Raw genomic sequence first — 10,291 nt, 5'->3', positions numbered from 1 at the left:
GAGCCAGTCACGCTCGATGAGGTGCAGCGCGCGCCCGAGCTGCTGCAGGCCGTCAAGCGAGAGATAGACAAGGAGCGTGTGGCTGGACGGTTCCTGATCACCGGATCGGCGAACCTGCTGATGATGCGCCAGGTCTCGGAGTCCCTCGCTGGCCGGGCGAGCTACCTGACGCTGTGGCCGATGACGCGACGCGAGCAGCTCGGCGAGGGCCGGGGAGGTGTGTGGGAGGAGCTCCTCTCGACCCCCGACAGAGAATGGCCGGAGCTGCTCGCCTCAGGACCCGGCCCCGCCGATTGGCAGGCTCAGGCGAAACGAGGCGGGTTCCCGACGCCGGCCCTCGAGCTGGAGAACGACGGAGACAGGTCCATCTGGTTCGACGGGTACGTGAGGACTTACCTAGAGCGGGACCTGAGAGAGCTGTCGTCGGTTAGCTCGTTGGCGGACTTCTCGCGCCTGATGCGAGTCGCGAGCCTGAGGCTCGGCCAGGTCGTGAACCAGACAGAGCTCGGTAGGACCGTCGGCCTGCCCCAGTCCACGGTCCACCGCTGGCTCAACCTGCTGGAGACGTCCTACGTGCTGGTGCGGCTTCCTGCTTTCACGCTCAATCGAGCCAAGCGCCTCATCAAGTCGCCGAAGCTCTATTGGAGTGATACTGGGCTCGCCCTCCACCTAGCAGGCGGCACTCAGCCAGGTGGCGCGCACCTCGAGAACCTCGTCCTCCACGACCTGATGTCCTGGCGTGACGCACGATCGGAGCGTGCGGACGTCTACTACTGGCGCACGGTCGCCGGCGAGGAGGTCGACTTCGTCGTCGAGGCCGGGGGGCACCTGCTCCCCATAGAGGTCAAGGCGACCGCGCGGCCGCGTTTGGGCGACGCGGCGAACCTGAGGCGCTTCAGAACCGAGTACCGTGACATGGCGCGTGCCGGGCTACTCCTGCACACCGGCGACCAGACCCGATGGCTGGCGCCGGACGTCCTTGCTTCGCCCTGGTGGCGCGTGGTCTGAGGCCGATCGATGAGTGGTAGGTCGCCCGATAGGGCGGCTTACTGAGCATGACTTCGGCTGTCTGCAGCGCCGCCGTCACTGGAGTCCGGCGCGAACTCGCTCGCTGCCCGGGCCAGTTGTTGCCCCCTGGCAACCACCGACAAGCATGTGAGCACATCGAGCTGTTCCAGGTCTCCGATCGAGTCCCCATCGCGGGTGCCCGCAGCGGCAAGTAGTCCAAGAGTCCCGACTACCAACAACGCCCAGCCCCACTGGATCTGGACAGACTGCATGGCTACGTCGGCAAGCCCGCGGAACGGGTTTCCAGCGAGTTCACGCTCCAAGTGTGCCCGCACGTCACCTATGCCATCTAGAACGTTCAGGAACAAGATGGTCAGAGTAGCGGCACTCAAGATGCCCGTGACCCAAAGACCCCTGTAGAGTCCGCGCATTACAAGCAACAGCGATATGAGTGCCAGGACTAGGACGATGGTGCCGTCGCCCCGACCGTTCTGGAAGGAGTTAAGGTCTCCAACGATCGGGACGCTGACGATCGGCGCGAAGACGCCGACTACGAGAACCAGCGAACCGCCGATCCCTAGTACTTGCCTCGTTGTCATGGTGTTCCCCCGGTCCACGATCTCTCATCGAACCTACGGGCACAGTAGGAACCAAAGGTCGGGATCCGTCACGAAGGGCGCATGTGAAAAGCCTGATAACTAGTCTTATCAGACCTGTGTAAGCTGGCCGGCATGGCCGCCGAGATCACCCCCTACGACGGCTCCGCGCTGGCGCGTGCCGAGACCTGGGCGGGCCTGCCGCCCGACGAGCTGAGGCGCCGCGCGGCCAAGGCCGCGAACGAGCGCCACGCCGAGGAGCTCTGGGCGCTCACCGAAGCCTACCTCTTCCTGCACGGCGCCAAGGGCGCGCGGGTCAGCCGGCACACGCTGCGCACCTACCGCCGCGGCGTCGCCGACCTGCTGGCGGCCTGGGCCGGCGAGAACCTGCTGCGGCCGGCGCGCGACGCCGGCGTCGTCTACGTGCGGCGCCTCGAGGCCGGAGCGCTGACGGGCGGCGAGCCGCCGTCGCCGGCGACGCTGAACGTGAAGCTGGCGGCGGCCAGGACGCTGTACAAGGCGCTCAGGTGGGCCGGGGCGACCGAGGCGCGGCCGTTCGACGACGTGCGCGTCGCCAAGGACCCGACGCCGCCGTGGGAGAAGCGCCGGCCGTACCGCGACGGCGAGGTCGAGGCGCTGCTCGGGCATGCGGCCGGCGCGGAGCGGGTGATGGTGCTCCTGGGCGCGCACGGCGGGCTGCGCATCGGCGAGATGGCCGACCTCAGGTGGGACGACGTCGACATGGGCACGAGCACGCTGCGCGTGCGCTCCGGCAAGGGCGGCAAGGCGGCGACGGTGCGCATGACCAGGCGCCTGCGCGAGGCGCTGAGCGAGCTCTCCGCCGACCCCGACTACCGCGCCGGCGAGAAGCGCCAGCGCGACCAGGCCTACGTGCTGCCCTGGACCGCCGACCACGCCAGGCGGCGCTTCAGGCGCCTGTGCGCGCGCGCCGGCGTCGACTACGGGACGGCCGGCGTGCACGGGCTCAGGCACGGCGCGGGCACGCGCTACTACCGCCAGACGAAGGACCTCGGCCGGGTCGCCGCGCACCTGCGCCACGCCGACATCCAGACGACTCGCATCTACGCGAAGATCGACGCCGAGGCGATCGGCGACGACATCGAGGACTGGTGACCGGCGCGACGGCTCAGCCGAAGCTGCGGCGCGTCATCGTGCCCCACTTGCCGCGCTTGCTCCGCACGCCGAAGGTGGCCACGAGCCTCACGAACGCGAGCCACGGTCGGTACCAGAGGCTCTCCGTCATCACGGCGTTCAGGAGACGCAGCCTGTCGACGGCGCGGCGCGGCGAGTGCGGCAGCACGACGTCCAGGGCCGTGGTGCCGAGGCTGACCAGCAGCCCGTAGAGCAGCGCCAGGGCGAAGAACGCCGCGGCGAAGGCCGCGTCGAGCTGGCCGAGGACCGCCAGGGCGGCGACGAGCACGTAGCCGGAGACCTCGAACACGGGCGAGAGGCCCTCGACGAACCACATGTAGGGCAGCGCGAAGAACCCGATGCGGCCGTAGCGCGGGTTGAACAGCATGTCCCGGTGCGCCCACAGGACCTCCCAGAGGCCGCGGTGCCAGCGGTCGCGCTGGTTGCGCAGGACCCTCGGTTCCTCCGGCACCTGAGTCCAGCACACGGGGTCGACGAGGTACTCGATGCGGTAGGGCTCTCCCCTGTCGCGGAAGTAGCGGTGGAGCCGCACGGTCAGCTCGAAGTCCTCGCCCACGGTGTCGGTGCGGTACCCGCCCACGGCGATGAGGGCGCTGCGCCTGAACAGCCCGAAGGCGCCGGAGATCAGGATCAGGCAGCCCAGCTCGCTCATCGCGACGCGGGCGGCGGTGAACGCGCGCGCGTACTCGAGCTGCTGCCAGCGGGCCAGGAAGTTGCGGGGCGTGCGGGCCAGGCGCACGCTGCCGCCGCTGACGATCGCGTCGTTCACGGGGCGGATCGAGCCGCCCAGCGCGACCAGGGTGGGGTCGTCGAGGAAGCGCGTGCCCGCCAGGAGCAGGGCCTCGGGGTCGACGAGGCTGTCGGCGTCGATGACCACGCAGATCGGGTAGCGCGCCTGCTCGATCGCGGCGTTCAGCGCGTCGGAGCGTCCGCCGTTCTCCTTCTCGATCACGGTCAGGGCCGGGTGCGTGGCGCTGCGCCAGGTGCCGATCACGCGGGCGTGCTGGGTGCAGCGGCGCGGGCTGGCGACGGCGGGGACGAGGTCGAACGCCTCGTGGAGGACCGCCATGGTGCCGTCCTTCGAGCCGTCGCTCACGACGATCAGCTCGAACTCCGGGTAGTGCATCGCCAGCAGGCTGCGGACGCTGCCGACGATCGTCGCCTCCTCGTTGTAGGCGGGCACGAGGAAGCTGACCGGCAGGTACGTCGCGGCCCTGGCCAGCGCGACCTCCTCGAGGCGCGACGCGCGCCTGTCGCGCATGAGCAGCGCGCGCGACGCCAGCACCAGCCCGCCGAGCTGCGTCCCGTTGATGACCGCGAAGGCCACCAGGACCACGAGCTGCAGGGCGTCGACGACGCTCACGGGGCGCCTTCCGCCGCCGCCAGCGCGGCACGCGCGGGCGGTCGCGGGGGTCCCGGCTCCTCGGCGCCGCTCGCCCCGCGGGAGGCCGCCAGCGTGATCCCCGCGATGTCCCTGGCGAACCGGTCGGGGTGCGAGGCAGCGGCACGCCGCAGCTCGGCCTCGCCGGGCGGCCCGCTGCGGGCGAGGGCCTGCGCCGCCGCGCGTCGCACCTCCCACGCCGTGTCTCCGAGCAGCGTCCACAGGGCGGGCAGGGCGACCTCGGGCGGCAGCCACACGAGCGCGTGCGCGGCCTGGACCCGCGTGCCGAGGTGCGCCGACTCCGTCGCCTCGAGCACGGCGTGGTGGGCGTTCTCCGGCACGTGCCCCACGCGCGCCAGCGCGCGCAGCGCGGCGGCGGCCGTCTCGTCCTCGGTCGCCCCCAGCAGCGCCTCGGTGGCGAGCTCGAGCGCCTCGGGGCGGTGGGACAGGCCGATGGCCTCCAGCGCGGCCACGTGCGCCACCTCCGGCTCGCTGCGGCGCAGCAGGCGGGCGCACAGCCAGGACAGGTGGTCTCCCGTCGCCAGCAGGACCGTCGACAGGAACGTCCGCAGGCCGGCCGGGTCCGGCGCGCTGGCCAGGTGGTCCTCGATCGCCGAGACCAGCTCGCGTCCGACGGGGTCGGGCAGATGCTGCTCGGCCAGCACCCTCGCCATGCCCAGCAGCGCGGCCCGCGCGCTCCTGACGTCGGGGCCGCGGGCCGCGCGGGCGAACAGCGGCAGGGCGTCGGGCGTGGCGATCCACGCCAGGCGCTCGAGAGCCGCCGTGGAGCGGCTGCGCGGCACGCCGATGCCCCGGGCCGCGGAGGCCAGCTCGGCTGGCAGCACGCCGCTGGTAGCGAGGCCGGCCCTCACGCGCTTTGCGCCCTCGCCCGCCAGCTGCTGGATCACGCGGGCGGCGGCCTCCGAGGCGACGGGGCGCGCTTCGGGAGGCACGAACGGCACCCGGCCGCCGGACGCGACCTCGGCCCAGGCCCCGGTCCACTCGTGGACGCGGCGCTCGCGCCGCCGCGTCGCCTCGTGCCTGACGGCGACCAGCGCGAGGTGCACGATGGCCACGGCGCCCAGGCCGACGCCGGCGACGGTGAGCGCCACGACGAGCGAGCGCCAGGCGCCGGCGGTGCCCTGCCCGGCCACGAACCAGACGAGCATCGCGAACATCGTCGCGCCGACCGCGGCCGCCACGACGAGGATCGCGACGAACAGCGGCGCCAGCCCGGCGCCGCTCATCAGCCTAGCTCTGCCCCGCCGACCCCCGCGGCTGCCCGCGCCTCCGCGGCGGGAGCCACAGGCCGCACCGCCCTCGCCGCCCGCGCCGCGCGCTCCACGCGCGCCAGCAGGCTCCTGAGGTCGAAGGGCTTGGGTACCACGTCGCCGGCGCCGGCGGCGAAGGCCGCCTCCACCTGATCGGGCCCGGCCACGTTGCTCACCACCACCACGGCCGCCCCGGTCGCCGCGAAGGCGCCGATGTCGTGCAGGCCGTTGCCGTCAGGCAGGTGGATGTCGAGGAGCACGGCGTCGGGCGCCGGCCCGGCGGCCAGCGCGTCCCGCGCGCCGGCGAGGTCCTCGAACGCCGTCACGCGCCAGCCCGCGCGCTCGAAGGCGCTCTTCGCCAGCACGCGTATCGCCTCGCTGTCGTCGACCACCCAGATCGCGCCGGCGGCCCCCGCTTCCGCGGCGCCATCGTCTCGCTCCCCCACCCCGCTCGGGTCCCCCGTGGGCCGTGCGACCGAGTTGTGCATGTCGGCACTCTAGGCCGGGATTCGCGCCCACGACGAGACCAAAGCCACATGAGAGCGCGCGGGTCGTGGCGCCGCGGCAGGTAAGAGGCGGGCCTGGGGACTTTGAGCGGGGCGCGGCGGCCGGCCGGCTCCCCTCAGGCCCCCGCCGGGCGGCCGAAGCTCGTGACGTGCCCGGCGGTGACCCGCACGGGGGCGCCCGCGCCGGCCACCGCGACTAGCAGGGCGCCGAGGGCGTCGACCCCGACGGCCACGCCCGTCAGGGCCTCGCCGCCGCGCTCGGCGCCGACAACGACAGAGACCTCGCGGCCCCGCAGGGCGTCGACCGACGCGAAGCGCTCGCGCACGGCCTCTCCCCCGTCCCGCGCCAGTGCGACGCCGCGCTCCAGCCCGGCCAGCACGAGGTCCGAGACGGCCTCCGGCTCGGCGCCCGCCAGGGCGGCCCCGCCGGGGGGCGGCGCGTTGGCCACGTTCACGCCCACGCCCGCGATCACCTGGCCCGCCACGACCTCGGCGATGATGCCGCCGAGCTTGCCGTCCCCCAGGTAGAGGTCGTTCGGCCACTTCACCTTCACGCCGGCCCCGACACCCACGCTCAGCGCCTCGGCGACGCCCACGCCCAGGGCCAGCGTCAGCCACGGCCACGCCTCGCGTCCCAGGCCGACGGACTGGTAGCTGCCGCCGCGCGGCGACGCCCACGCCGTGCCGCGCCGGCCGCGCCCGCTCGTCTGCTCCAGCGCGCGCACGACCAGGCCGCTCACGTCCTCGCCGGAGCGCGCGCGCTGCGCGAGCGCGTCCTGGGTGGAGGCGACGCTGTCGAGCCGCAGCAGTCGGAAGCGCCCCACGCCGGTGGTCAGTCGGCGGCGACGGCCGGACGCCCGCCGACGCCCGGGCGCTGGTCCTGCGGCGGGTCGTCGGCGCGCCTGACGCTGAAGACGCGGCTCACGCCGCGCTCGGTCGTGACGCCCCACAGCGCGTCGGCGACCTCGAACGTCGCCTTCTGGTGGGTGATGAGGATGAACTGCGTGCCGTGCCGCGCCAGCCGCGTGAGGAACGTGGCGAAGCGGCGGATGTTGGCCTCGTCGAGGGGCGCGTCAACCTCGTCGAGCACCGCCACAGGCAGGCCCGTGGAGCCGTCCCCCATGAGCGCGAAGAGGAACGCCAGTGCCCCCATGGTCCGCTCGCCCACAGAGAGCAGGTGGAGCGACTGCGTCTGCTTGCCGGGCGGCGTGAGACGGATCTTCACGCCGGTCGGTCGGCGCCCGTCGGTGTCGACCTCGATCGCCCCGCGGGCGTCCGGCCCGAAGAGGTGCTGGACGTGCCGCCCGAACGACGACCTCAGGCGCTGCAGGGCGGCGTCGACCAGGTCGCTGGTCTCGCGGTCGATGCGCTCCAGGGCTGACTGCAGCTCGGCCACGGCGAGGGTCGCCTGCACGGCCTCGACCTCGAGCGACTCGCGCCTGGCCCTCACCTCCTCGAGCTCGCCGGCGGCGCGGTGGTTCACGGCGCCCAGGGCCTCGAGCGCGTCGGTGACCTCGCGCAGCCGCTGCCTGGCGGCGCGCTCCGAGAGCTCCAGCTTGGCCACGCCGGGCGGGAAGTCCTCGAGCTCCTCGTTCACCAGCTCGAGCGCGGTCTCGCGCCGCGCCGACTGCACCTTCGCCTCCTCGATCGCCTGGGCGATCCGGGCCTGCTCCTCGGTGCGGCGGCCCAGCTCCTCCTCGAGCTCGATGACGACGCCGCGGGCGCGCACGACCTCCCGCTCCTCCTCCTCCACGCCGGCGGGCAGGCTCGCGGTGGCCTCCTCGAGGCGCGCCGCGGCGCGCGCCAGGTCCGCGCGCGTCGCCTCGCGCTCGCGCGCGACGACGTCCAGCTCGGCGGCGATCTCCTCCTGCCTCGCCCTGGCGCGCCGGAGGCGCTCGAGGGCCGCGGCGTGCGCCGCCCAGCGCTCGGCCAGGAGCTCGCGCTCGTGGCGCGCGCCCGCCACCGCCGCCTCGGCCTCCGCGTGCGCGCGTCGCGCCTCCTCCAGCCCGGCGCGGGCGGCCTCGAAGGCGGCGCGCACCGCTTCGAGGTCGGCGGCGTCGGCCTCTGCGTCCGGCTCCTCGCGCGCCGCCTCGCTCCTGGCCGCGGCCAGCGCCGTGCGGGTCGCCGTCAGGCGCTCGGTCAGCTCCTCTACGAGGCGTGTGGCGGCGGCGCGCTCCTCCCGCGCCCTGGCGGCTGCGGCCTCGGCGCGCTCGGCCCCCTCCGCGGCGACGCGTGCCTCCTCCTGACGAGACCGAACGGTCTGCCTGGCGGCCTCCAGGTCCGCCATGGCCTCCTCCGCGGCGCGCCGCGCCGCCTCGGCCGCGGCCTCGGCGTCCTCGAGGTCGGCGGCCAGGCCCAGCACGCTCCCCTGCTGCTGCGAGCGCCGGCCGCCGCTCATCGCCCCGGAGGCCTCGAGGACCTCGCCCTCGAGGGTCACGCACCGGGGGCGGTGGCGCTCGGCGCGGGCGATCGCGGTGGCCGTGCGCAGGTCGCGGGTCACGACGGTGCCGGCGAGGAGCATGTCGCGCACGCCGGCGTAGGCGGGGTCGACCGCGACGAGGCCGGTGGCGAGACCCACCACGCCTTCCTTGGCCAGCACGGAGGCCGGGACCGTCGCAGCGCTGGACCTGATCAGGTCGAGGGGCAGCACGGTCACGTAGCCGCCGGCCCTCTTCACGTGCTCGATCACGCGCTCGCCGGTCGCGGCCGTGTCCACGACCACGTACTCGGCGCGTCGCCCGAGCGCGGCGCCTATCGCGGCCTGGTGCTCCGGCGCGACCCGCAGCAGGTCGGCCACCGAGCCGACCACGCCCGGGATCCCCGAGGAGAGCGCGGCGCGCGGTCCCTGGGCGTAGCCGCGGCGTGCCTCGAAGGCGGCGCGCAGCCTCTCGGCGGCCCGCCTCGTCGACATCGCCTCGGCCGCGGCCAGGGCCTGCCGCTCGTGCACCTCGGCCAGCTCCTGCCTGGCGCGCTCGAGGGCCGCGTTCGCGGCGTCCCTGGCGGAGCGCGCCGCCTCGGCGGCGGCCTCCAGGGCGGCCAGCTCGCGTCCGCCCACGGCGGCCTCGGCGCGCCGCAGGCGCGCGGCCAGCTCGGCCTCCTGCTCGGCCAGGGAGGCCAGGCGCGCCCCGCGGGCCGCGGCGTCGCGCTGCCGTGCCGACTCCCGCTGGCGGGCCGCCTCGAGGACGGCTGACGCGGCGGCCTCCGCGTCGCGGGCGCCGGCGTGGCGGGACGCGGCCTCCCGCGCGGCCGCGACCAGCGCGGCGAGGCGCGCGTCGGCGGCCTCGACGGTGTCGTCCGGCGCCGCGGGGGCCGTCACGGCCTCCAGGCGCCCCGACTCGGCGCGCAGGTCGGCCTCGCGCCTCTCGAGGCCCGCCACCTTGGCCCTGAGCCCGGCCACGCGCTCCTCGGCCACGCGCACGTCGCCGCGCCGCGCCTCGAGGTCCGCGGCGGCGGCGCGCAGCCGCTCCTGCGCCCGCTCGTGGTCGCGCCTGGCGGCATCGAGCGCGCTGCGGAGCTGGGCCAGGGCGGCGCGTCCCTCGGCCAGGCGCTGCTCGTCCTCGCCGCGCCGCCTGTCGAGGGCCGCCAGCTCGGCCAGGAGGGCGTCGCGGCGCAGCACCGCTGCCGTGTAGCGCAGCCGCAGCGCCTCGGCCGTGAGCGCGGCGTGACGGCGCGCGCCCTCGGCCTCCTCGGTCAGCACCCGCTCGCGCTCCTGTAGGCTCGCGAGCAGCTCCTGCAGCCTCTCGAGGTGCCTGTCGGCGGCCGCCAGCCGCTCGGCGGCCTGGTCGCGGCGGGTGGCGAGGCGGGCGGCGCCGGCCGCCTCCGAGACGTAGGCGAGCAGCCGCTCGGGGTCGGCCATGAGCACCTGGCTGACCTCGCCCTGGCCGATGACGGCCAGGCCCGAGCGGCCGAGGCCCGAGCCGGCCAGCGCCTCCTCGACGTCGAGGAACCGCGCGTTCCTGCCGTTGAGGCGCAGGCGCGTGTTGCCGTCGCGGTCGAGGCTGCGCCACACCTTCACGCCGCCGCGCGGGCCGACGAGCTCGACCTCGACCTCGGCGAGGCTCACGGAGCGCTTGCCGCTGGCCCCGTGGAAGATCAGGTCGGTCTTGTCCTCGGCCCTGAAGGCGGAAGCCCTGCCGCCGCCGGTCGTCCAGCGCAGGGCGTCGATGATGTTCGACTTGCCGGAGCCGTTGGGGCCGACGATGGCCGTGACGCCCGGGGAGAACTCGATGGTGGTGCGGTCCCCGAAGCTCTTGAAGCCCTGCAGTGTCAGGGAGGCGATCCGCACGCCGCAAGATAACCCGCAGGGGGGCGGGGGCCCGGGCCCCCGCGTCGTCGGCTCCGGGGCGCCCGCGCCGG

The 10,291-nt window shown here is 74.8% G+C and carries 8 protein-coding genes; 2 read left to right on the top strand and 6 right to left on the bottom strand.

Features of this window, described 5'->3' with window-relative positions:
* The coding region (locus VF202_02150; protein ID HEX7038894.1) for an ATP-binding protein at window positions 1-1,008 on the top strand (1,008 nt) is incomplete at its 5' end.
* A 38-nt stretch (window positions 1,009-1,046) separates the two neighbouring features.
* Here the strand turns inward: VF202_02150 and VF202_02145 are convergent.
* Window positions 1,047-1,625, bottom strand: coding sequence for a hypothetical protein (locus VF202_02145; GenBank protein ID HEX7038893.1), 579 nt, complete (start codon window positions 1,623-1,625; stop codon window positions 1,047-1,049).
* Between the two features lie 114 nt (window positions 1,626-1,739).
* Here VF202_02145 and VF202_02140 point away from each other — a divergent pair, with 114 nt between their 5' ends.
* Window positions 1,740-2,738 (top strand): tyrosine-type recombinase/integrase, encoded by a 999-nt coding sequence (locus VF202_02140; protein ID HEX7038892.1) that lies wholly within the window; start codon window positions 1,740-1,742, stop codon window positions 2,736-2,738.
* A gap of 13 nt (window positions 2,739-2,751) precedes the next feature.
* Here the strand turns inward: VF202_02140 and VF202_02135 are convergent, their stop codons facing one another.
* From VF202_02135 to smc, 5 genes are all read right to left on the bottom strand, one after another.
* Window positions 2,752-4,140: a glycosyltransferase gene (locus tag VF202_02135; GenBank protein ID HEX7038891.1), complete on the bottom strand. Its 1,389-nt coding sequence runs from the start codon at window positions 4,138-4,140 to the stop codon at window positions 2,752-2,754.
* The gene (locus VF202_02130) at window positions 4,137-5,405 is read right to left on the bottom strand and encodes a HEAT repeat domain-containing protein (protein HEX7038890.1); all 1,269 of its coding nucleotides are present in this window, start codon (window positions 5,403-5,405) and stop codon (window positions 4,137-4,139) included. Before VF202_02130 ends, VF202_02135 begins: the two co-directional genes overlap by 4 nt.
* Window positions 5,405-5,917 (bottom strand): response regulator, encoded by a 513-nt coding sequence (locus VF202_02125; GenBank protein HEX7038889.1) that lies wholly within the window; start codon window positions 5,915-5,917, stop codon window positions 5,405-5,407. The genes VF202_02130 and VF202_02125 overlap by 1 nt, the downstream gene beginning before the upstream one ends.
* 134 nt (window positions 5,918-6,051) lie before the next feature.
* On the bottom strand, window positions 6,052-6,759 hold the full coding sequence (locus VF202_02120; GenBank protein ID HEX7038888.1) for a biotin--[acetyl-CoA-carboxylase] ligase: 708 nt from the start codon (window positions 6,757-6,759) through the stop codon (window positions 6,052-6,054).
* A gap of 8 nt (window positions 6,760-6,767) precedes the next feature.
* Window positions 6,768-10,220, bottom strand: a complete 3,453-nt coding sequence (smc, locus tag VF202_02115) for a chromosome segregation protein SMC (protein HEX7038887.1) — start codon at window positions 10,218-10,220, stop codon at window positions 6,768-6,770.
* Window positions 10,221-10,291 lie beyond the last annotated feature (71 nt).

It is taken from the genome of Trueperaceae bacterium, from assembly GCA_036381035.1.
GTDB lineage: Bacteria > Deinococcota > Deinococci > Deinococcales > Trueperaceae > DASRWD01.
Note: the sequence above shows the minus strand (reverse complement) of the source record. Positions and strands in the feature narration are given on the sequence as shown.